Here is a 22,969-nt window from a genome sequence, read left to right as displayed (position 1 = left end):
GGGTCTGTGTATTGCACAGACCCCTTAGCTTATTACCCTATTTATTTAATTGTTCATGCTCTTTACCTAATTCTTCATATAACTGTATTGGGTTCCATTTTTCATTAGTCTGAGTCAAAACAGCTTTGAAATTAATCTTTACAGCTGATTTTCTCAAAGCATTCAGCAATTGATTTAGCATTGCATCTGTAAAATCAGAAATCAAAAGCATTTCTTCATCAAACTCTGAACCTTCGTACTTTTCTGGTACAGAAGCAATTTCCTTCTTACCTGCTAAATAGCCAATTGGCTGCAGATAATCCTCCCTGTCTACCTTCTTAATTCTCACCTTAAGCGGCATGGCCGCCTTTAAAATATTGGCATATTTAGTTTTATCCGTTATATTAAACAATAAAATTGTTGGTTTCATTATCTCATCCCTTTCAGAAAACTTTAAGGATTATATATTACATCTATTATACACCAATATTTACAGTAAAGCTTAAATATTAAGCTTATTATCATCAAAATATCCAATGGCATCATCTCTAGCAATATCAACTAATTCTGCATCTGTATTAGCTTCAACAAAATCAATTATATTTTCCATTGTAGAATCCACCTGAGCTGAACTTCCGCATACTGCAGCAATACCTATAACTATGATCTGATGAATATCCTGCTCATCAACTTCAGCTACAGATATGTTGAATTTGTTCTTAAGCTTTTGAACAATACTTTTTACAACCATTCTCTTTTCCTTTAAGGAATGTACCCAAGAAGCTCTTAGTGTAATTTTCATAATTAAAATTTTCATAAGCTCTCACCCATTTTAAAATATAAATTATTTATTACTTTATAATAATGTTGATAAAGTAGCGTTAATCTTCGATAATACTGTGTTAAAGTTTCTTTTAGCTTTACGCTTATGTACCCTTGTTAACCTATTATAACCTAAAGGATTACTTGAATCACTATAAGTGCTGCATAACTTTTCTATCTTTTCATATTTATTTTTTATCATAAGTTGGATAATTATTTCTTTATTTAGCTCTTCAATTGAAACATATCTCTTTTTTATATCAATATGAAAACACCTTTGTATTATTCTTTTTAGATTACTTTCTACATTGCTGCCATAGCTATCCTCTAAAAGCGGCTGTAACATTGTAACTGGTTCTTTACCTGTAGCCATAAAATACATAAGTATACCCAAAGTATTTATAATTTGCTCAAGCTTCTGCTGATTATCATATGTACTTTTAAAGCTTGATATACTCATAGAATTGCTATTGCTTAAATGAAAATACTTTGAAACTCCTAAATTCTTTATATAAATTTTCATGTTATCATTTATGGTAATATTTGAAGGGATAAGCTGACTGCACTCAATAGAATAGTTTAAACTATTTAAATTGATCAGTGTTTCGCATAAGCTCAAAGTAATATTATATACATCCTTTGCCTCTAAAAAATCCCTATCCTTCACATACTGCTCTAGTGTCAGCTCTTCTTCTACCTCAGTAAAGCTTTTATTTTCTGTATGGTCTATTTTCAAATCCTTAACCTGCAAAATTTTTACTACTTTGTTTTTTCTACTTTTTCTAGTTCTAATACTTAGCATACTTTACCTCTTTCGTAACTTGTGTTATATTTTGCGCCTATTGAATATACGTATCCATATGAATTTTTTAGAGGGTTATGCCAGGTATATTTCGACAAATTTATTTCGGCTTATGTAAATTTAGGTAAAATTTTGATATAATATGTATAAACATATACTTAAGGGGGACTTGCTAATGAAGAAACTGTTTTTTGCTTTAGTGATTTTTATACTTTTTGCCAGCGTGCATTCTGTATATGCAGAGGAAGTCCTTAAAACTTCATGTTCTATTGATGATCATAAATGGGAATATAGAGTTGGGGATTCTCCTATGGATGAAGCCGGTATACCAGTCTGGGTAAAAGATAAAAGCAGCTCTACTAGCTGGCTGCCTTGCAGTGCCCCACAAGAAGGAAAGAGTAATATAGACAGCAACTATCTTTGGATAAAAACCACTCTCTCGGATTATCATGTTGACGAGCCTGCTTTATTACTTTATACCTATGATAAAACCTTTGAATTATATTTAGATGGCAAATTGATAAGCAAATTTGGAGATTTTAATACTATTAATGATAAATATTCCCCAGGTACATCCTGGCACATAATAACTCTTCCAAAGGATTATGCTGGGAAAACCGTTTATATAAGAATGTATTCTCTAAATAAATTTAGCACTGGAATCTTGGGGAAATTTGATATAGGACCTAAAAGCGGCTTCCCCGAAAAGCTTTTTAAGCAGGATATAGATACAATAGTGCTTGTTGGACTTTTTGTTTTTGTAGGCATATGCTCCTTTTTAATATCCTTTATAGATAAGTTAAGAAACAATAAAAAACCCTTATTATATTTAGGTCTATTTTCAATTTTTACTGGTATATGGTTACTTTCCAATACCAGCGTAAAGCAGTATTTCTTAAATGCTCCTGTGCTTTGGCTGTACTTAAATCTAACTTCTATATACCTTATGCCTGTTTGGTTATGTTTATTTTTAAAAAGTATACTAAACAGTAAATTTGCAGCCCTATTGAACTTATTAGCCATAATTACATCCATTTTTACAGCGCTTAGCATTGCAGGCAGCCTTTTACACATCTTTTCCATATATAACTCCATGAAGTATTTTCATGTATTATTAATATGCATAATAATGACTATAACCTTTATGACGGTAAAATCTTTGTTCAAAGGAACAAAAATAGAAAGAGTCTTTGGTATGAACTTTATTTTACTCTATGTATTTGCAATCATAGACTTAATCCGCTGGTACACTGTTATTGATACAGTGAAATTAAAATTTTTTACACAATGGGCTATGCTTTTCTTCATTGTAAGTATGTTCTTTTCTATCATTGTACATTTAGCAGAATCCCAGGCTAAGCTTGAGGTATACTCTGAAGAAATAAAGTTGAAGGAAGAAATTTTAGAAGAAAAGAAAAAGTTACTGCTTGAGATGTCAAAGTACGATAAGATGAAAAACGAATTCTTTGTAAATATGTCCCACGAACTTCGTACTCCTATTAATATTATACTAAGCACCATACAGCTTATAAAGCTTTACATTGATAATGGTAAAATTTCAGCCGACCAAATAGAGCTTCAAAAACACCTTAAGATTATGAAACAAAATTGTTATAGATTATTTCGGCTGGTTAATAATATTATAGATATTTCAAAAATTGAATCTGGCTATATAGAACCGGATTTTAATTACAATGACATAGTAGCAGCAGTGGAGGATACCACCATGTCAGCTGCTAATTATATCAAGAACAATGGAATTGAATTATGCTTTGATACGGACGTTGAAGAAAAATACATGTGCTTTGACAAGGATAAAATAGAGAGAGTGATGCTAAACTTACTTTCCAATGCAGTAAAGTTTTCTAATCCTGGAGCAACAATCACCGTAGAACTTACAGATAGTGATGACAGTGTTACAATCCGTGTAAAGGATACAGGAATTGGAATGCAAAAAGATGATCTTAACTCAATATTTGAGAGATTTGTCCAAGTTGACAAATCCCTCACTAGATCACAGGAAGGCAGCGGTATTGGTCTATCACTGGTTAAATCACTGGTGGAACTGCACAAAGGTACAATTTCAGTGGAGAGTGAGTATGGCATAGGCACCACCTTCATTATCACTTTACCAGCCACATTACCTGAGACTAAAAAACAAAACTCTGAAAAGCTGAACCTTAAAACAGCACCTGTAGAAAAAGTAAATATAGAGTTTTCTGATATATAGTCCTCTAGAAAGTAAAATAATTTTTCTTTTGCAGGATAAAAGGAACTTTAGTGTGCCAAACTAAGCTTCCTGATGGCACGCCTGCTTTGTAACTACTATGTAACTATTTTTAGGTAAATTTGATATATAATTCTATAAGATATATTTAATAAGCTCTATAAATTTCAAAATAAAATAAGTTAACAAAGCAGAGTTTTAAATGGAGGTTAAAATGAATAAAAAAATACTTTTAGCAATTATCACAGTTCCTATGCTTTTGGCAGGCTGCGGAAAATCTATTAAGGATAATACTGCACAGCAAAATAGCAAGGAATCCACAGTTGTAAGTGCTACAAATAATGAAGATGTAAAAGCTACAGTTACAAGTACTTCTTCAGATAGCAAAGATGAAAATACAAACACTAAGAATTTAGCAATGAATGCATATAAAGCAGCACTACAAAATAAGGCTGAATTTTATAGCACAGATAACAAGCAAGATATATATTTGAAGGATTTTTTAACTAATAAAAAGCTTTATGATACTACCTTCAAAGCAACGCGTTTCGCAGTACTTGATATGGATGGTGACAAAATACCTGAGGTTGTTCTTGAATTAACAGCGGGTGATCATCCAGAGTTTTACGAAATCCTTCATTATATGAATGGTAAAGTTTATGGATACTTTAAAGTGTACAGAGGTTTAGAAATGCTTAAGGTTGACGGCACCTTTTGGAGTTCAGGCGGTGCATATGATAACGAATGTTCAAAACTGAAATTCAATTCAAATGCCTATGAAACTGATGTATTAGGATATATGAAGTCAAGTCAAAACACTAAGGGTTTATCCATATCCTACTTCATTAATAATAAACCCGTTTCAAAAGAAGCATTTGATTCTTTTACTAAAAAACAAAATGAAAAAAAAGACGTAGATTGGTATGAACTTTCCGAAAGCAACATTAAAACAAAAATAGCAGATAATCAATCTAGTTCCAATACTCAAAGTAATCCCTCTAATCAAGGCAGTAAAAAGCAGGAATACAAAGCTAAACTAGATAAAATTAAATTAGAGTTTAAGGGAGCTAATTCTCCCTCTGCAACTACCAATGATATGTATCAAGAGGCATATAAAGAATATAAACAATGGGATACCGCATTAAATGAAATCTATGGCGTTTTAAAAACTCAGTTATCCGCAACTGATATGAAAAAATTACAAAACGAAGAACTTCAGTGGATAAAAGATAGAGATGCTAAAGCTAAAAAGGATGCAGCAGAAATGGCCGGTGGTACTATGGAAAAAGTTTTATATGCGGGATCTTTGGCAAAATCAACGCAAGAAAGATGTTACCAATTGGTAGACAAATATATGAAATGATGAAGTTTACCTTATAGAATAACACCTTCACTATAAGAAAGAGGCGATAATTTTAATCGCCTCTAATTATTTTAATACATAGCCTGCCAATACTGACTGTACCTCATATATATTTAGGTTTTTGCTGAATGTCTTTTCTATTGGAGTCATATTACCACTGATATATATTTTTAACTCTGCATCTAAATCCATTACCCCAGCGCTTTCAACACTAAAATGTGATATTGATTTATACGGAATAGAATGGCTTTCAACCTTCTTTCCTGTTATTCCTTGAACATCAATTAGTATCAATCTTTTATCAGTAAAAATAAAGGTATCCCTAATTAATCTGTATGCCCTTTCAATTCTCTCACCTGGAGCAAGCAGCTTACCAAATTCCTTTTCAGCCATTTGAACTGAATACTCAGTAGCATTAAAAATCCCCATAACCCTCAGCCTCCTATAAAATTAATTTAAAATAGATATAGTTTAGTTATTTATATATATTACCATAATTTAGCATATATTAATACTTAATACCTCAAGTTCTAAGTGTAATTTTCATAAACTCTTCAAGGTTCTCTACTCTCGCAGAAGTTTTTATGAAACCACAGCCTTGCTTTCCATTTCTTTCTCTTCAAGAAGTTGATTAGTATACAGGTTATAATAGTAACCTTTTTTTCTTATCAATTCTCTGTGGGTTCCTGCTTCTGTGATTTTACCATTTCTTATTACAAGGATTTTATCAGCAGAAACTATAGTTGAAAGTCTATGAGCTACAACGAAGCTTGTTCTGTTATGGAGTACTTTATCTATAGCGTTTTGTATCATTCTTTCAGTTTCTGTATCTATAGAGGAGGTTGCTTCATCCAGTACAAATAGGGCAGGGCTTGCTACTATAGCTCTAGCAAAGGAGATAAGCTGCTTTTCACCAGTTGAAAGGTTGCCGCCACCTTCACTAACCTCTGTGTCATAGCCTTTTTCCATTTTCATTATGAAGCTATGAGCATTTACAAGCTTTGCTGCTATTTCAATTTCTTCCTCCGTTGCTTCAAGCTTTCCATATCTTATATTGTCTCTAACAGTTCCGCTAAATAGGTGCGGACTTTGAAGCACATAACCTATATTAGATTGAAGCCATAACAGAGATCTTTCTCTGTAGTCAACTCCATCTATCAATATTTCTCCACTGTTTGGTTCATAGAATCTACAAATCAAATTTACTATAGTGCTTTTTCCAGAGCCTGTTTCTCCAACAAGAGCAACTGTTTCACCTTTCTTAACCTTAAGGTTAAAGTTTTCAAGTACTTTTTCTCCATTTTTATAGGAGAAGCAAACGTTCTTAAATTCTATATCACCGTGAAGCTCTTCCCAGTTTTCTTTTTTAGCATCAAATAAATCACCATATTTTTTAATTACATCTTCTCTATCCCATATATCTGGTTCAGTTTCTACAAGAGAGATTATTCTTTCTGCTGAAGCCTGAGCATGTTGAAGCTCTGCGATAGTTCCAGCCAGCTGGCTTACTGGATCAAAGAATTGAACCGTATAAGCAATAAACATTACAAAGGTACCGTAAGATAAGGTGCCTCCTATAACACTTTTTCCACCAATCCAAATTGCAAAGCCCGTACCTATGCTTCCCATAGATATGACTATTGGAAGGAAAAGCGCGGAGAACATTGCTGCTCTTACAGCAGAATTTCTCATATTAGTGGCATCCTGCCTAAATTCCTTCAGGTTTTCTCCTTCTCTCACAAGAGTCTTTGTAGTCTTAGCACCAGCCACCTCTTCACTAAAATCCGCTGTTAATTGAGAATTTATTTTTCTTACATTTCTATAAGATTTTAAAATTTTCTTTTGAAAAAACATTCCTATAACAAATAGGGGAGGTACTACGCACATGCTTATTAATGTCAGCTTTACATTGCAGTAGAACATTATTCCTAAAAAGCCAATCATCATAACTAATGCCCATACCATATCGATTAGTCCCCAGGAAATAATTTCACTAAGTCTTGCTACGTCTGAGGTCATTCTTGCCATAAGCCATCCTACTGAAGAATTATCATAATAAGAAAAAGACAGCTGTTGAAGCCTTTTAAAGCCAAGCTTTCTTATATGATAAGCCAGGTGGGTTTCAATTTTTCCTGCTTGCCAAATAAACATTTTTATATTAAATACTTGAAAGCAAATTATGCTAAAATAAGCTACTGCAAAAAGTTTTAATCCATCCATAGTTTTCTTTGCTATAAAATTATCTATGGCATAACGGGTGAGAAGAGGCATAATAGCATCTATGCCTGCAACTCCTACCATTAATAATGCCATAAATGCAAGTCCTCTTCTGAACTCTGTAAGATATTTAAAGAGCTTTCTCCATATACCTATATCTATTTTTTCTGTTACTTTATTTTCATCAATTCTAGCCATAACATCATCCCCCTTTTACTCATTGCATGCCTTATTATCTTCCTCGTCAAAGGTATCCAATGAATTTTGTATCTCCCATATTCTCTTATAGATACCATCCTTATTAACTAACTCATCATGAGTGCCTATACTTTCGACTTTTCCATGATTTAGAACTATAATCTTATCTGCATCCATAACTGTTGAGATTCTGTGAGAGATTATAAAGGTAGTGTTGTCTGCACTCTTCTTCTTTAATTCTTCTCTGATTAATCTATCAGTCTCAGCATCAACTGCACTTAAAGAGTCATCAAATATAAGAATAGGCATCTTCTTAATAAGGGTTCTTGCAATTGCAACCCTTTGTCTTTGTCCTCCTGATAATGTAACACCTTTTTCTCCAACTATAGTGTCATAGCCTTTTTCAAAGGAAGTTATAACATTGTGTACTGCTGCTGCCGTAGCTGCATTTTCGATTTCAATGTCTTCACTATCTAGCTTTGCTATTTTAATATTTTCTTTTATAGTCCTTGAATATAGAAAGGGCTCTTGAAGCACGATTCCTACATTGTTTCTTATCCATTTTCTTTCTATATCAGAAAGCTCTATGCCATCAATCTTAATGGAACCTTTATTATAGTCGTAAAGTCTTAATAGAAGATGCATAAGTGATGATTTACCAGAACCAGTAGGTCCAACAATGGCTACTGTTTCTCCTTTCTTTACCGTAAAGCTTATATCATTAAGCACTTCACTATCTTTATCATATTCAAAGGTTACATTCTCAAAGGTAACTTCTCCTTGAATCTCTGGTTTTAATGCTTTTCCATGCTCCTGCTCTTCAGGTATTTCAAGGATATTTGTTATTCTTCCTAATGAAACAGTCATTTTTCCCATATCGGAAAGGATTCTTCCTAGCTGTCTAATAGGCCATAATAACATTCCTTCATAGGTGTTAAAAACTACTAATGTACCTAGTGTTATCTCACCTTTAACTGCAAAATAAATACCAGACATTAGAACTAATCCTATTTGAGTCATACAAAGAAAGTCTGATAGTGACCAATAGGTAGAAAGTAATTTAATCAACTTGAAGGTTAAATCTCTATATTTAGCATTTTCCTTTTCGTATTTTTCGATCTCAAAGGTTTGCCTTCCAAAGGCTTTTACCACCCTTACTCCGCTAAGGTTTTCTTGAAGTATTGAAGTCAGTACACCTTCCTGAGCATCTGATTTTTCGAAGGTACTTTTTATTTTGTTGAAGAATACATAGGAAAAGATAAATATAAAAGGTACTATAATCATTGCAATCAATGTCATCTTTTTATTTAATGAAAGCATCATTATAAGTGAAAAAGTTACTATAAAAATTGCCCTTCCTATATCAACCATTTGATTTGCAAAGAATTTTCTAACTGTGTCTACATCTGAGGTACAGCGTTGAATTAAATCTCCTGATTCAGCCTTTACATGGTAGCCATAAGGCAGGTTTTGAATATGATCATAAAGTTTTTCTCTCATATTTCGTGCAATATTTTCAGCAGCCTGAGAGGAGAGCTTTCCTCTTAAGAATAAAAATATTCCTCTTGTACTGGTTATTGCAACAAGACATAAGGCACAAATCCATAAATTTCTCCATAATACATCCTTACCGCCTAAGAACACTACGAACCTAGCAATAGGTGCTGGTACGTCTAAAGGTTTATTTCCAATTATTGAATCTATAGTTACTTTAGTAACCATAGGCTCTAGTGTAGATAGAAAGGTAGATATTGCTATAGCCATCATGGCTGCAAGATATAACAATCTATTTCCCTTAATTAACTTAAACAATTTCTTCATATAATAAGCCCCCCCTTAATATTGATGAGATAAAAATTTTGCATACTCAAGTATAAAAAGTAGAATCCCATTTCCGCATTTTCTTAACATAATTTTTAAACATTTTTCTTCCCTTCCTTTCAATAAAACAAAAGTTTATAAATAAAAAAGCCGAAGAACATAAAATTCTACGGCTTTGTAAGCAAAATTAGCAATAGGAAATTGAGGTTTAAAAGGCAATATCCTTTATTACTAAAATAAAAAGCCATAGGCGCACAACCTATGGCATATATACATTTCAAAAGGCAACAAAATAATTACATTGAAAAATGCACACCAAGGTCATGAATGTTTAATTTATTAAATTTATGAAATAACCCTACATTGCCGAGCATGAACCATCTAGTTCTTAACATATTCATAACCTCCTGTTTAAATATTTTTTACCTATATATCCATTATATAGATAAATCCCACAAAATGCAATAAAATATTATTTTTTACCATAGATATAAAAAAACTACCTTATAGTATTGACCTATGCTATATCTTTTTTGCTAGCTTCTTCATTTTTCATTTTTGATTTGATTCTCTTGTTAATCATCCAAAGCAGTATAAACCATACAGGTGTTACAAATAGGGCTACACGAGTTTCATTATTAAGTGCCAATGTAACTATAACAAAAGCAAAAAATGCTAGAATTACATAGTTTATTATTGGATATAGTGGCATTTTAAATTTGCTCTTAGCAGCAAGTTCAGGATTGGCTTTGTGATACCTTAGATGGCAGATAACTATAATTGCCCAAATGAAGATATAGCAGAATGTTGATATACTTGTAATTAGTACAAATACCCCTTCTGGCATAATATAGTTCAAAATAACTGAAATCAAGATAACAGCAGCAGAGAATATTGTAGCATTATAAGGTACGTGATTAGAAGTTAATTTTTTCATCGACTCAGGCGCATTATTTTTTTTAGCAAGAGAGTAAACCATACGGCTTGTGCTGAAAATACCGCTGTTACAAGCAGATGCAGCTGATGTTAGTACAACAAAATTTACAATGCTTGCTGCTGCTGTGATTCCCACTGCAGCAAATACCTGTACAAATGGGCTTTTAACTGGATTAATTGAATTCCATGGGTATATACTCATAATAACAGTAAGTGCTCCCATATAGAAAATAATAATTCTAATTGGAATATTGTTAATAGCCTTTGGAATAACATATTCTGGATTTTCAGTTTCACCAGCTGTTAAACCAACTAATTCGATTCCAGTAAAAGCAAATACAACCATTTGGAAGGAAAGGATAAAACCACTTACACCGTTTGGCAACCACCCGCCATGACTCCAAAGGTTTGTAAAGCTAGATACACCAGCATTTGTAGAAAATCCTTTAATAATCATAAATGTACCAACTATAATTAGTGATAAAATTGCAACAACTTTAATTAATGCAAACCAGAATTCCATTTCACCGAATAACTTTACTGCGGTAAGGTTCATAATTAGTAAAATTACAAGAACTATAAGGCTTGGAATCCATCGAGCTATATTGGGAAACCAGTATTGTATATAAAGTCCAGTGGCAGCTACATCAGCCATAGCAAGTGAAATCCAGCAAAACCAGTAGGTCCATCCAGTAATAAATGCTGCTGTAGATCCTAGATAATCATATACAAAGTCTACAAAGGAATGGTAGTTTAAATTAGAAAGCAATAATTCACCAAGGGCACGCATCACAAAAAATAAAATTACCCCTGTTATCATATAGGCGAATAAAATAGATGGGCCAGCCAAATGAATGGATCTGCCTGAACCAAGGAATAATCCAGTACCAATTGCACCTCCAATTGCAAGCAACTGAACATGACGATTTTTTAGTCCCCTCGATAAATTTTGATTTTCTGACATACATATTCCACCTTTCTAAATATTACCGTTTCTAAAGCTGTGTTGCTTCAATCACAATTTTTTGCAATTAATATTTATTTATTCAATGATATGAAAGGTGTAATTTGAATAATTAAAATGCAAGAACTATGTGTACTCATTTAGAAGCATATTCTTTGCAACTACTTGTTCCACCATACTCATAGTGCTATAATACTCAAGATACATTTATTTGTTTTTAACTTAATGGAGGAATATCAATGAAGACAATAGAAGTGGTTGCAGCTATTATAAAGCATGATAATAAAATTCTGGCTACTCGTCGCAGCTATGGTGAATTTGAAAATATGTGGGAGTTTCCAGGTGGAAAAATAGAGCCCTCAGAAACAAGAGAAGAAGCTCTTATTCGAGAAATTCAGGAAGAATTAGAAGTAGATGTTAATATTGATGAATTTTTAACTACTATTGATTATGATTACCCAAATTTTCATCTTACAATGCATTGCTTTATTTGTAATATAATAAGCGGTGAATTACACCTAAACGCTCATAATGCCGCTAGATGGGTAACTGAAGATGAATTGAATAGTCTTAACTTAGTCCCAGCAGATATTTTAGTAGTTGAGAAACTTAAACAATAAAAATATTTATAAAAAAGCTTAAAATTAAAAATGATACTTATTCAGCTTGAATAAATACCATTTTTATAAAGAATATAAATTTACACTACCTTATAAATTGCTTAAAAATTTGTTTTACTTTCTTTCTTGCAGCACTTTTTATGAATATAATGTTCATACCCTTCTGCCTGACAAATTTCTTCTCCTTGATAAATAGGCTCTTTGCAAAAATCGCATTCATTATTATACATAGCAGTTTTTACAGTATCAGGTATAGACTGTGGTTTTTTTGCTTCTAAAACTTCATCAATGAGTTTTACTTTTTTCTTAATCTCATGCTTATTATTACTGCATATAAGCCAATTAATATAACAATCTAGATCTCCTTTAAACATAATATTGGCTTTTTCCTGAGCTACTTCAACAACGTATTCTTCCAAATTAACAATTAATCTTTTAGATGAAACTTTTTCCATTTAAACCTCTCCTACTTACTTCTATCTACTAGCAGAGTATGCAAAGAGGATTAAAAGTGTTACACTTTCATTTATAAATAAAAATATTTAGCACTTTTTAATCATTGTTTATTCGTCATTAACTTTTTACTGGAGAAAATATAGAGAACCTTCTGCTGATGTTAAAAAGCTAGTAAGGGCAAGTCCTTTAGAACAAAAGTGATAGCTGCTATTTAAATGCTTTTTGTTATTGCATATAGTTGAATCAAGGACTTACACATCATAGTAAGCCCTTTTTAATTACAACATCATCAAATCATGTGTACATAGGACTACTTACCTTTGGAAAAACTATAGATAAATATGTATTGGAGGTTTTATTATGGAAACTACTATAATGGCTTTAACTATTGATCCAAGAGCTGATCATGCTCCACAGGTACAGACAGTTTTAACAAAGCATGGTTGCATTATAAAGACTAGACTTGGACTTCACGAAGCAGATGAAAACTTTTGTGCTAATAGAGGACTTATACTTTTGCATGTCCAAGGACAGAAAGAAGATGTAAATACCCTTGAAAAAGAACTAGAGGATGTAGAGGGCGTAAAAGTAAAGCATATGACTCTTTAGGAGAAGCACGCCTTCTCCTTTTTTATTTTATGCTTAAAAATCTACAGCAAGATATCTGAGTACTAAACGAAACATCACAGTAGATCCCAGTAGCTCATCAATGGCACATTCACCAAAGAATCTTACTTTTACTTGTCCCAAGATACTTATAGTGCTATAATACTCAAGAACATTTAATTGTATTAGTTTAAATGGAGGGTATATATATGAAGACAATAGAAGTAGTTGCAGCTATTATAAAACATGATAATAAAATTCTAGCTACTCGTCGCAGCTATGGTGAATTTGAAAATATGTGGGAGTTTCCAGGTGGAAAAATAGAACCTTCTGAAACAAGAGAAGAAGCTCTTATTCGTGAAATTCAGGAAGAATTAGAAGTGGACATTAATGTTGATGAATTTTTAACTACAATTGAGTATGATTACTCAACTTTTCATCTTACAATGCATTGCTTTATATGTAATATAAAAAGCGGCGAATTACACTTAAACGCTCACAATGCTGCTAAATGGTTAACTGAAGCTGAAATGAATACTCTTAATTGGGTGCCAGCAGATATTTTAGTAGTTGAGAAACTTAAGCATAACTAAATATAGATTTTTAAAATAAGAAAGTGGCATTTGTTAAGCTTTGGATAAGGTTAAACAAACACCACTTTTTATTTGAATTTATATTATCATCTAGCTAGATTTTCCCCTATGAAATTATATAATCATAAATATCCTGTCTTACAGATGTATATAATTGATAATTAATTTCCACAGCAGTTTTATTAGTATTTTTCATAGTAAAGGTTTCAGGTAATCCTACAGCCTTTATTTTTCCTAAAAAATAAAATTCCTTTGATATTTTGTCATCCTTATTTTTCCTTACAAACAAGTACATTTCAACTCCGTCTTTTTCTGCATTATATGCTTGTCTAACATCATCGGAACTTTCAGTTCTACCTGCTTTTGATATTGCAATTAGCTGTGATGGTGACAAAAATCTATCTTCATAGTTTGTAGTATCTGAAATATCTTCTGACTTTTCATAATTAATAAACACTGGATAGGTTTTAGTCTTTTTATCAAATTTGTAGCCACCAATATTAAGTGCAACCTCTCCTTTTTCCCATTCAAGCAGCCTGCAAACATCTTCGTAGGTATATTTTTGATATAATTGAAAACTTGTGTTCATATATCTATTGTTATAAAAATTCTTATATCTATTTATTCCAAACTCAACCAATTCCAGAATACTTCTCTTAAAATCCTGGTTTTCTAGATTTTCTAGGAAAAACTTAGAAATATTATAGTCAGAGCCGTTCTTTTCTATAAAGATACATTTTTCATAGGTTTTCTTTCCGGCTCCCGAGGCAAATCCATTGGTAAGTACATTCACAATAGATGTTTCTGTATTATCATTAAAATCTATATCATATTGTTCTTTCAGTGTATATTTTAGTCTGCTTATCAAATTATCTTTATAATTTATAGCACATTTAAGCATTTCTAATTCATGAACTCTTTTTCCTGCTGCAAGCTTTTTAGAAATAAATTCAATAAACATTTCTTGGGTTTCACTAAATTTTATTGTATATTCCTTATCATACTTAGTTAAAAATTTATGATAAGAGCCTAAAGAACTACTATCAAATATTCTAACAGGGTCTATAGCTTCATATAAATCAAATTCCATAAGAACAGGGATTTTACCTAATTTTTGTTTTAATGCACTGTAGCTTTTCTTAATAAGCTTAATGTCATTAAAGTTAGCTTTGTCTATGGATTCAAAAATACGCTTCTTTGAAATTTCATCAAAATTAACAGTAGAGCAGCCTGGAATCAATCTATTTGCTTCCATAACATATTTTCTAATAGTATCCTTATTATAGGATCTATCGCCAGAAAGTGCTATTGGAATTAAAAAATTGCCATTATAATTTCCAACAAAATCTATGATAACAACATATTCTTTTTCACTATGTTTTCTAAGTCCTCTACCTAATTGCTGTACAAAAATAATAGCTGACTTAGTAGGCCTCAACATTACTACCTGGTTAACTGCTGGAATATCAACACCTTCATTAAAAATATCTACAGTAAAAATATAATCTAGACTATTTTCAGTTTCATCTTGCTCTAAACGCTGAATCGCCTCATCACGTTCCTCCTGAGAGTTATCCCCAGTTAATGCTAATGTTTTATAGCCACGTTCATTAAACTTATTAGATAGTGCCTTAGCCTCTTTTTTATCACTACAAAAAATTAATCCCTTTACTCTTTCACCGCAGAAGCCGTAAAAATTAATTCTATTTATAATGTGGTTTACTCTTTCATCATCTACTAAATATCTAAAATCAGTATTTTCATCAAGAGTATTCCCATCTATAGATATATCAGTAATTCCAAAGTAATGAAATGGGCATAATAGATCTTCCTCTAATGCCTGCTGAAGACGAATTTCATATGCAACATTATAATCAAACATTTTGAAAATATTAAAATCATCATTTCTTTCAGGTGTAGCTGTCATACCTAGTAAAAACTTAGGTTCAAAATAATCTACAATCTTTTGATAGGTAGCAGCACCTGCTTTATGCACTTCATCAATGATAATATATTCAAATTGATCCTTATAAAAACTCTGCAGCACTTCATCTTTTGATAAAGTTTGTACTGTAGAAAAAATAAAATCTTTATCAACTTCTTAAAACTTCCGGAAAGGATTCCCATACTCCTAGTATCACCAAAAACATTTTTATAGCTATTAAGTGCCTGCTTTGCTATTTGCTCTCTATGTACAATAAATAATGCTCTTTCAGGATTGTAATTTCTAAGATCAAAGGCTGATAAATAAGTTTTTCCCGTACCAGTAGCCGAAATTATTAACGCTTTATTACAACCCTTTTTTCTTATATTTTCTAGAGCCTGTATTGCTGATACTTGCATTTTATTGGGCTTTAGTGTATATTGAGAAATTCTTGGAACCTTACTTTTTCTTGTATATTCTCTCTGTTTTGAGTATATTTCTTCATAGGTTTTGATCCACTCTAAAGTTAAATCATCAGCTTCCTGCCACATTGATTGAAACTCATTCAATACTTCCTCAGTAAGTGACCCTTCTTCTAATGAAGATACTTCTATATTCCACTCTTTATTTTTAGTTAAAGCAGTTTGTGTTAAATTAGAACTCCCAACAATAAGTTTATAATAGTCATTATGCTTAAAAATGTACCCCTTAGTATGAAAGTTATCCTTACTATATAATTTAACCTTAATATTAGAAAACTCTAATAGCTTCTTCAATGCTTTTGGCTCGCTAAAGGTTAAATAATCTGTAGTTAAAATCTTTCCTTGCACACCTTTTCTCTCTAAATTCTTTAAAGTCTCTAAGAGTGGCAACACTCCACTGCTTGTAATAAAAGCAACGGATATCATAAATTCACTGCATTTAGAAAGCTCTCCTACAATATCGCTTAAAACTTTACTTCCCTTATTAAAATCATTAATAATAAGCTTAGGTCTCAAAGCCAAATTAGAATCTATTAAATTATTAATCAGTCCTGTTTTACTTGCCTTTAAAATATCTGAAGTAATTTTGAGCTTACTATCATTAGTTTCCTCAATTGGTTTAATATCTATAATATTTTCTACTTTTACTCCATTACTCTTTTGTATTAAATTGTTCATTTGTACTCCTTTTAACTATTCCAGTGTTTTGCTTCACCAGCAATAAGCTTCATAAATAGATTCTAGAGTTTTTACTATAAGTTTTTTTATTTTTACTACTACTGAAGCGTTTCAGTATCTTTAACTTCTTTTAATCAATAACCTTTTCTTATACAACTTAAAAATCTGAAGTGGAAAAGGATATTAAAATTAATATAATGCCACAACATTCTTTTCCTACCACATAATTAAGAGGAAATTTGCGGAAACAATTACAATATTAAAATAAACTATAATATCCCACCAAAACTATTTACAACATCTTCACTGTCACGTCCATTAATTTGTTTTCCCATAGCTTTGCTAATTACATCAAGAAGTTGTTTCGCTCTATCTAATATAAATGCATCAAAATCATCAGTTCTACATAGTGCTGGATTTATTTTATGTGTAATTAAATAATCATCCAATACAGATGATAAAACCTTCCCGTTTTTTTCAATTTTACCTATATATTTGCTTGGTGCTACACCTCCGATTTCTCTGTTAGTGCTATAAGAAATAGGTGTTTTATTTACAATAGAATTCCACTTCTTGCTTGGATATCCCATACTCTCACAATATTTTCTTGGGAATATATGATGTATATCAACTGCATCCGATTTGTAAACTGTAAAATCCATTTCTCTTCCGCTTATGAAATCCTTACAATGTTCTTTTAGTATTAATGCCATAATGCCTTTATATGCAGCACTTTGACGTGACTGCAAACTTAGCAGTCTTGTTGGATAAAAGTATGCCTCATTTACTGTCTTAGGCTCACTTCCGCAGTTTTCAATCCATTCCATTAATCCTACAATATCATTAACATATCTAGTTTCATTAGCACTTCCATACAATTCGCCAAATACTCCACACCAATACCAACGTTTGATTTTATCTTTATTAGTTGTAATATGTATCTTGTTACCAAGCAGTGTACATATCACTGCTAACGGAATTAGTTGCGTAGTATATGGTAAATCTCTACTCATAAAAATTCGTTCTTCATTAAGAAGTTTCTCTGCCTCAACAAATCCATTTGTTAACTCATCAGCATATTTTTTATAGTTTTCCAATGTCAAATTCAAGACATCCTTCTTTTTACAGCTTACTGTTCCACCACTCTTATAAGAGGATAATAGTGTAATAGCTGTTAGAAAATCTGTTGCTGTAACAATAGATAGTATATCTCCACCAAATGAATCCGCATATCGTTTTTCCCAATCTTTACGCAATTCAAAGTCATCCATAGCAAATACTGCTGTAACCAATTCAAACACCGTCAAAGATACACCACCTGTATTAACATTCTCGAATACTTGACATACTGCTTCCTTAGGTGTATCCTTCTCAAGCGTTATAACCGGAATTTTATATTGCATCATAGGAACTGTAATCTTTTCACCAAATTCAATAAATTTTTTCATAATATCAGGATTAAAACTGTGATGAGCATAGTAAGCATTCTGCCATTGTGAACTCTTTGTAAAATTCAATATAAGATTTAAAGGATACATATGCTGATCAAATTCCTTATCCTGAGACGATAAATCTAGTATTACATCTCGTCCAAAATTTGTTGTAACAATTTTACTCTTTGGAACTGATATGATAGCATCTACTCTATCTATATCAGTTGATAAACACTTATTGATGTCCAAAAAATAAAATTGCTCTAAATCCTTTCCTTTATCTGTTCTTGTCTTAACCGGTTTTTCAGAAAACATTGCTGAAAATATTGATGTAAGTCTTTGCTGCCCATCTAAAATTAGTTCTGTCGGAACTACGCCAATGTTATCAGAGCCTTCTACTGTTCTATACTTAAAACGTATATTGACATTTCCATACTCTAAAAACATTGCCGCCCCTACAGGATAATTATTAGAAATGCTTGCAATTAACGCACGTATTCTGTAATCATCCCATACCCATCCACGTTGGAAATCCGGCAATTGAATTTTTCCGTCACTTATATCTTTCATCAATTCATTTATTGGTCTATCATTAGTTTTCATAATGACCTCCTCAATTATGCTTATTAGCTATAGTATTTATATATTGTTCTTATGTATTTTTTATAAACCAAGCTTCTTCCTAACTTATTCCACTTTTAACCACTCCCACTGCAATTCCCAAAATCCTATTCCGCCCTTAAATTCCTCCATTATTTTATAAAAATAATTTTTCATTTACCTCAAATCCCTGATTTAAAGCAATTTGATAAAGTGGTGAAATACATTCTTTAAGCTTATTTTTAAAGCTACCCTCATAATTTTTCTTACAATAAATATAAGGATTGTCCAATCTCAATATATTGATGTAATCTTCCATCGCATCTTTCTTCCTTTTGTCACACATATATGTAAATGCCTTATATTGTACATCGCAGAAGCCATCAATATAAGAATCATAAGGCAATAAACAATTACTTTTTGAACTATTTACATTCTTAAATGTAGGCAGAAGATTCCACATTTCATCATGCAAAACAAAGCTCCAAGGTACAAAGTGATCTATACTTAATACCCCATATTTTTTATAGTTATCCTCATTAAAGTCTTTTCCTGTATATATGTCTCTTACCCCTTTGCTCAGGATAATTTCATTCCATAACTTTGTCGCTTTAGTCAACTTTCTGACCTTTGGTGCTTCTAATTTAAATGGTATAGCTGGTGTATTTGGATTTCTCTTTTGAAGGAATCCTACTAATTTATAATAAATCCAAGCTTTAATAACCCTATAATTATTTTTGAGATAATCTTCCCATCCATCATTTATTAAAATATAATCCTTATCATCTTTAATTATTTTATATAAGCAACAATCACTAGCTAAAGATTGCTGCACAATTAGCTTATTTTTAAAATGGTCCTTTACCCCTCTAAGCTCTGATGAAAAGAATGGTGATAGCAGTCTGTAAGGCACTTCTAAAGTTAGATCTTTCATCATTTTCAGCAGCTCATTATCATTGCTAGAATATAGGAATTCTAGTAGTTCTTTTTCATCGCAATTAGATTTAAAGCTATATTTCTCTGCTACATAATTTATTGGCTTTTTCAGATTGTCAAAGCTTCCAAAACTAAGCTTGTACTGAGTATGAGGATACCAAGCATAAACTATCATCCTAGCAATTAATTTCTTAAACTCAATTTCGTTGTTCCCTATATTTACTTCCTCTAATATTCCCAGCAGCCAATACATCTTATAGCTTGCCACTACCTTATTATCATCTAAAAGCCTTGAAAAGGTTCTAGTATCTACTTTTTCACTATATGGAACTCCTATTTGTATTTCCTTTGATGAAATTAAGCCTTCAGGCAAATAAATACTACTCTTCATAAACCTTAAGAAGGACTACACCTTCCTTAAATCCCCCTCTTTTTTCCCGCTTCTCAATTCTCTTATTATTCAAATCCTCTTCACTATATCCCAAATTATCAGCTAGTCCATATAGCACTTCCATTACATCCGCAAGCTCTTCTAGGTTTTTGCCTCCTACAAACTCCTTTACCTCTTCTTGAAGCTTTGCTTCCAGTAATTTATAGTGTTCTTCTTTATCAGCAATTCTTATATCATATTTATTACCTTGAGCTTCTATAATCTCAGGTATTTTATCTCTTACTAATTTGTTATAAACTTTCATATTTCTCACCTTTATGTTAATTTAATTTATTTACATAATTACATTGTAAACCCATCATGCTGTATTAATAAGGGGAAATTTGTCGGTTGTGCTAGATTCCTGAATTATATGCAAAGTTATAAAATAAATACCATATGTCTATTACATTTTTACGCGAATAAGAGCTAACCTCAGCTGTGGGGTTAGCTCTACTTACTAATGAATTTATGATAATGTACTTAACAATTTATTCAAAATATATTTCAGAACTCATACCATTTATAACCTATTAGTCCTTATATCTACTACTAATATGGATAATAGGAAGTTGGCAAATAGTTCAAATGTTTTTAAGTTATAATTGTTGCTACGTTAGAATATAAGAAGATTACGAAATATGTCATTATAATGATATATTCATTTTTTGTATGTTACAATCATCTTTGGTGAAAGATACTTCCCTATTTGATAGATAATCCTTCCAATCGCCATTTTGTATATCGGTAATGGAATTCCTGGAGCATATCTCATACCAACATACTTTTTCCAAAAAACTCCGTCTTGTGTTGAGTATTCTGATCCAGGTGTATATTCCTTACACATGGCTTGGAATAAGTTGAAAGGAATTAAAACTCCAATTTTCGGAGAATGAAGTCTTTTTGATTTTAAATCAATATAAAACGCCTTCGATATTTTAAATGCCTTTTTTTTATGCTTTTCAGTTGGTTTATAGGCATTCCAACTCAATGCAACAATAGGCAATTGATAGCATTTATTAAATCCCCAGCCTGGTAAAGTATTAGCTAGAGATTGTGTAACACTATTTGCAGAAACACCGCCTGTAGTTGAAATAATCAAAGCCTTTTTATAAAAGTATCTGGGGCGATGAAGTAAAAATGCCAAATGGTCGGTAAAATTTTTAGTAATGGCGGTAACAGCACCTTGAAAACAGGAAACAGAAAAAATTACCCCATCACAACCTTCAATTTTATCCATAATAGGCTGGATATACTGATTATGAGGACAAAAAATATGCCCCTTTCTAAAACACACGCTACAGCCTATACAAAATGGAATATTTAATTCACTTAAATGTATCTCCTCAAATTTTACTGTATTATCTATAACTGCTATTTGTTCTTTGACTTCCTCCGTTAAACGCCATGTATTTCCTTTATGTGGACTACCATTGATTATCAATATTCTCATTTCACATATCTCCATTATATTATTTACTTCGTCTTTTTTTACAAGTCCGTATTACTTTGATATATTAATTATACAACTTATGGTAATTAACTATCAATTAAAAAGCCTGTACTCATTATGATTATAGACTACTTAACTATTGATTATATGGATAATGAGAAACCCAATACACACAGTGTCTTTACTTATAATAAGCTTCATCATTTCTTCCCATTTAATATTCTCGTCTTCATCTGTTTACTTTTTAAATGAAGAGCCTTGTTGTTAATAAGAAGTATAGGATTATATTCAATATCAAAGATGCTACCATCTCCGAGATTACTAGAAAGCTGCATGTACTTGGAGCCATTATTCCAAATACTATCTTTATAACTTTATCCACTGAATATTCAATATACTAACGTCTATTTAAAACCTTAAGAAACTATTTGCAAATCATATTAGCATATTGCTTCTAAGATAATAAAATAGCAAAACCAATCACAATGCCATTTTAAGCAGTGCACTTGTTTTTGCTATTTGCTCAAAAATTTATTATTAAGAGACTTAAATCAGATATTTTTTAAATCCTATTAGCAGCATCAATTAAACTCTGTTTATCTACCGGTTGTAAAGGTTGATATTCTATCTCCTTTATCTTTCCTTTGCTTAAATCCCAATAAGCAACAGTTTCAATATTGGTTAGTGAAGTACCTGCTACAACAAATTCTTTAATCAGCCCTTTGATTACTCTAACTTCTTCTCTCATGTTGCTTGGTGGACTAAATGTAAGAAAAATAAGCTTATTATTTTTCTTATCACATCCGCCTTCTAAGGGTATATCTATACCCTTATGATTAGTAGTAATTAAATTTTTATTTATATCTGCTGTAATGTTAAAATATTGGATTTCATTAAATGGATCTTGGTATTGTGACATAGCAAGTGGAACTAACCTCTGAAGCATTTCTTTTGCAATCTTAAGAGAATATGGCTTATGCAGGTATATTTGTATTGGTCTCAAATTCTTTTGCTCCAAAGTATCTCTGATAACTTCCATAGTCTCAGAAATTGCTCTAGCATAGTTGATGTTTCCAGTAGTAACATAATTAAAATATGCTTTAAAAAAACTATACGTGGATTTTAATTTCATCCTAACTCCTTGATTAAATGTTATCACTAGTAGATATATGAGTTAGAGAACTAAATTAGAATTAATAGTGTAATTAAGAATATCTATATTAACTTGGCTTTCGTCGAAATTTGTCCACCAAAATCTTAACTACATCAATATTAAAACGACTATACTACTTTCATAGTATAGTCGCTCTATTCAATGGTAGAGGTATGACTAAATAAATCTCTTTATAAAGACCTCCGTTATTTATGATACGGTTCACCGTAATTCTAGTTTCTGAGGTTATATACCACTTGCTCTATATCTTAACAG

18 protein-coding genes and 1 pseudogene are annotated in these 22,969 nt (G+C 31.6%); 5 read left to right on the top strand and 14 right to left on the bottom strand.

The window, feature by feature from the left end:
• Window positions 1–37 precede the first annotated feature (37 nt).
• From bsdE14_RS16130 to bsdE14_RS16120, 3 genes are all read right to left on the bottom strand, one after another.
• Complete coding sequence (locus bsdE14_RS16130; protein WP_264851028.1) at window positions 38–409, bottom strand: DUF3783 domain-containing protein; 372 nt, start codon at window positions 407–409, stop codon at window positions 38–40.
• Window positions 410–481: 72 nt separating this feature from the next.
• Complete coding sequence (locus tag bsdE14_RS16125) at window positions 482–796, bottom strand: DUF503 domain-containing protein (protein ID WP_264851027.1); 315 nt, start codon at window positions 794–796, stop codon at window positions 482–484.
• Window positions 797–835: 39 nt separating this feature from the next.
• On the bottom strand, window positions 836–1,603 hold the full coding sequence (locus tag bsdE14_RS16120; protein ID WP_264851026.1) for a protein kinase family protein: 768 nt from the start codon (window positions 1,601–1,603) through the stop codon (window positions 836–838).
• Window positions 1,604–1,778: 175 nt separating this feature from the next.
• Here bsdE14_RS16120 and bsdE14_RS16115 point away from each other — a divergent pair, with 175 nt between their 5' ends.
• Together bsdE14_RS16115 and bsdE14_RS16110 are read left to right on the top strand one after the other, a co-directional pair.
• Entirely contained in the window at window positions 1,779–3,833 is a 2,055-nt protein-coding gene (locus tag bsdE14_RS16115) for a sensor histidine kinase (RefSeq protein WP_264851025.1), read from the top strand.
• A gap of 211 nt (window positions 3,834–4,044) precedes the next feature.
• Window positions 4,045–5,193 carry a lysozyme inhibitor LprI family protein gene (locus tag bsdE14_RS16110; protein WP_264851024.1) on the top strand — a complete coding sequence of 383 codons (1,149 nt, stop codon included), beginning with the start codon at window positions 4,045–4,047 and terminating at the stop codon, window positions 5,191–5,193.
• 66 nt (window positions 5,194–5,259) lie between these two features.
• Here bsdE14_RS16110 and bsdE14_RS16105 read toward each other — a convergent pair whose 3' ends face one another.
• From bsdE14_RS16105 to bsdE14_RS16090, 4 genes are all read right to left on the bottom strand, one after another.
• Window positions 5,260–5,622, bottom strand: a complete 363-nt coding sequence (locus tag bsdE14_RS16105) for a PH domain-containing protein (RefSeq protein ID WP_264851023.1) — start codon at window positions 5,620–5,622, stop codon at window positions 5,260–5,262.
• Window positions 5,623–5,775: 153 nt separating this feature from the next.
• Window positions 5,776–7,608: an ABC transporter ATP-binding protein gene (locus bsdE14_RS16100; protein ID WP_264851022.1), complete on the bottom strand. Its 1,833-nt coding sequence runs from the start codon at window positions 7,606–7,608 to the stop codon at window positions 5,776–5,778.
• A 15-nt stretch (window positions 7,609–7,623) separates the two neighbouring features.
• Window positions 7,624–9,429: an ABC transporter ATP-binding protein gene (locus bsdE14_RS16095; protein WP_264851021.1), complete on the bottom strand. Its 1,806-nt coding sequence runs from the start codon at window positions 9,427–9,429 to the stop codon at window positions 7,624–7,626.
• 517 nt (window positions 9,430–9,946) lie between these two features.
• On the bottom strand, window positions 9,947–11,329 hold the full coding sequence (locus tag bsdE14_RS16090) for an amino acid permease (protein ID WP_264851020.1): 1,383 nt from the start codon (window positions 11,327–11,329) through the stop codon (window positions 9,947–9,949).
• A 239-nt stretch (window positions 11,330–11,568) separates the two neighbouring features.
• Between bsdE14_RS16090 and mutT the strand changes: the two genes are divergently transcribed.
• The gene (gene mutT / locus bsdE14_RS16085) at window positions 11,569–11,949 is read left to right on the top strand and encodes an 8-oxo-dGTP diphosphatase MutT (RefSeq protein WP_264851019.1); all 381 of its coding nucleotides are present in this window, start codon (window positions 11,569–11,571) and stop codon (window positions 11,947–11,949) included.
• Between the two features lie 101 nt (window positions 11,950–12,050).
• Here mutT and bsdE14_RS16080 read toward each other — a convergent pair whose 3' ends face one another.
• Window positions 12,051–12,404, bottom strand: coding sequence for a hypothetical protein (locus tag bsdE14_RS16080; protein ID WP_264851018.1), 354 nt, complete (start codon window positions 12,402–12,404; stop codon window positions 12,051–12,053).
• A 361-nt stretch (window positions 12,405–12,765) separates the two neighbouring features.
• On the opposite strand from bsdE14_RS16080, the gene bsdE14_RS16075 reads away from it, so the two are divergent.
• Window positions 12,766–13,014 (top strand): CPF_0552 family protein, encoded by a 249-nt coding sequence (locus bsdE14_RS16075; protein ID WP_264851017.1) that lies wholly within the window; start codon window positions 12,766–12,768, stop codon window positions 13,012–13,014.
• Window positions 13,015–13,220: 206 nt separating this feature from the next.
• Complete coding sequence (locus bsdE14_RS16070) at window positions 13,221–13,604, top strand: (deoxy)nucleoside triphosphate pyrophosphohydrolase (RefSeq protein ID WP_264851016.1); 384 nt, start codon at window positions 13,221–13,223, stop codon at window positions 13,602–13,604.
• A gap of 106 nt (window positions 13,605–13,710) precedes the next feature.
• On the opposite strand, the pseudogene bsdE14_RS16065 reads toward bsdE14_RS16070, so the two are convergent.
• From bsdE14_RS16065 to bsdE14_RS16040, 6 genes and pseudogenes are all read right to left on the bottom strand, one after another.
• Window positions 13,711–16,688: pseudogene (locus bsdE14_RS16065) on the bottom strand (DEAD/DEAH box helicase).
• Between the two features lie 269 nt (window positions 16,689–16,957).
• Window positions 16,958–18,724 carry a DUF262 domain-containing protein gene (locus bsdE14_RS16060; protein WP_264851015.1) on the bottom strand — a complete coding sequence of 589 codons (1,767 nt, stop codon included), beginning with the start codon at window positions 18,722–18,724 and terminating at the stop codon, window positions 16,958–16,960.
• A gap of 154 nt (window positions 18,725–18,878) precedes the next feature.
• On the bottom strand, window positions 18,879–20,048 hold the full coding sequence (locus bsdE14_RS16055) for an HNH endonuclease domain-containing protein (protein ID WP_264851014.1): 1,170 nt from the start codon (window positions 20,046–20,048) through the stop codon (window positions 18,879–18,881).
• Entirely contained in the window at window positions 20,038–20,352 is a 315-nt protein-coding gene (locus bsdE14_RS16050) for a nucleoside triphosphate pyrophosphohydrolase (protein ID WP_264851013.1), read from the bottom strand. The genes bsdE14_RS16055 and bsdE14_RS16050 overlap by 11 nt, the downstream gene beginning before the upstream one ends.
• A gap of 396 nt (window positions 20,353–20,748) precedes the next feature.
• On the bottom strand, window positions 20,749–21,540 hold the full coding sequence (locus tag bsdE14_RS16045) for a flavodoxin family protein (protein WP_264851012.1): 792 nt from the start codon (window positions 21,538–21,540) through the stop codon (window positions 20,749–20,751).
• 562 nt (window positions 21,541–22,102) lie between these two features.
• Complete coding sequence (locus bsdE14_RS16040; RefSeq protein ID WP_264851011.1) at window positions 22,103–22,672, bottom strand: hypothetical protein; 570 nt, start codon at window positions 22,670–22,672, stop codon at window positions 22,103–22,105.
• Window positions 22,673–22,969 lie beyond the last annotated feature (297 nt).

The organism is Clostridium omnivorum (assembly GCF_026012015.1).
GTDB classification, from domain to species: Bacteria; Bacillota; Clostridia; order Clostridiales; family Clostridiaceae; genus Clostridium_AX; species Clostridium_AX omnivorum.
Note: the sequence above shows the minus strand (reverse complement) of the source record. Positions and strands in the feature narration are given on the sequence as shown.

Bases quoted from the DNA above. Each gene is read 5' to 3' on its own strand.
- bsdE14_RS16060 (WP_264851015.1), bottom strand. From the start codon at position 18,724: ATGAAAACTAATGATAGACCAATAAATGAATTGATGAAAGATATAAGT.
- bsdE14_RS16075 (WP_264851017.1), top strand. From the start codon at position 12,766: ATGGAAACTACTATAATGGCTTTAACTATTGATCCAAGAGCTGATCAT.
- bsdE14_RS16050 (WP_264851013.1), bottom strand. From the start codon at position 20,352: ATGAAAGTTTATAACAAATTAGTAAGAGATAAAATACCTGAGATTATA.
- bsdE14_RS16115 (WP_264851025.1), top strand. From the start codon at position 1,779: ATGAAGAAACTGTTTTTTGCTTTAGTGATTTTTATACTTTTTGCCAGC.
- bsdE14_RS16130 (WP_264851028.1), bottom strand. From the start codon at position 409: ATGAAACCAACAATTTTATTGTTTAATATAACGGATAAAACTAAATAT.
- bsdE14_RS16110 (WP_264851024.1), top strand. From the start codon at position 4,045: ATGAATAAAAAAATACTTTTAGCAATTATCACAGTTCCTATGCTTTTG.
- bsdE14_RS16100 (WP_264851022.1), bottom strand. From the start codon at position 7,608: ATGGCTAGAATTGATGAAAATAAAGTAACAGAAAAAATAGATATAGGT.
- bsdE14_RS16095 (WP_264851021.1), bottom strand. From the start codon at position 9,429: ATGAAGAAATTGTTTAAGTTAATTAAGGGAAATAGATTGTTATATCTT.
- bsdE14_RS16070 (WP_264851016.1), top strand. From the start codon at position 13,221: ATGAAGACAATAGAAGTAGTTGCAGCTATTATAAAACATGATAATAAA.
- bsdE14_RS16125 (WP_264851027.1), bottom strand. From the start codon at position 796: ATGAAAATTTTAATTATGAAAATTACACTAAGAGCTTCTTGGGTACAT.
- bsdE14_RS16080 (WP_264851018.1), bottom strand. From the start codon at position 12,404: ATGGAAAAAGTTTCATCTAAAAGATTAATTGTTAATTTGGAAGAATAC.
- bsdE14_RS16055 (WP_264851014.1), bottom strand. From the start codon at position 20,048: ATGAAGAGTAGTATTTATTTGCCTGAAGGCTTAATTTCATCAAAGGAA.
- mutT (WP_264851019.1), top strand. From the start codon at position 11,569: ATGAAGACAATAGAAGTGGTTGCAGCTATTATAAAGCATGATAATAAA.
- bsdE14_RS16040 (WP_264851011.1), bottom strand. From the start codon at position 22,672: ATGAAATTAAAATCCACGTATAGTTTTTTTAAAGCATATTTTAATTAT.
- bsdE14_RS16090 (WP_264851020.1), bottom strand. From the start codon at position 11,329: ATGTCAGAAAATCAAAATTTATCGAGGGGACTAAAAAATCGTCATGTT.
- bsdE14_RS16105 (WP_264851023.1), bottom strand. From the start codon at position 5,622: ATGGGGATTTTTAATGCTACTGAGTATTCAGTTCAAATGGCTGAAAAG.
- bsdE14_RS16120 (WP_264851026.1), bottom strand. From the start codon at position 1,603: ATGCTAAGTATTAGAACTAGAAAAAGTAGAAAAAACAAAGTAGTAAAA.
- bsdE14_RS16045 (WP_264851012.1), bottom strand. From the start codon at position 21,540: ATGAGAATATTGATAATCAATGGTAGTCCACATAAAGGAAATACATGG.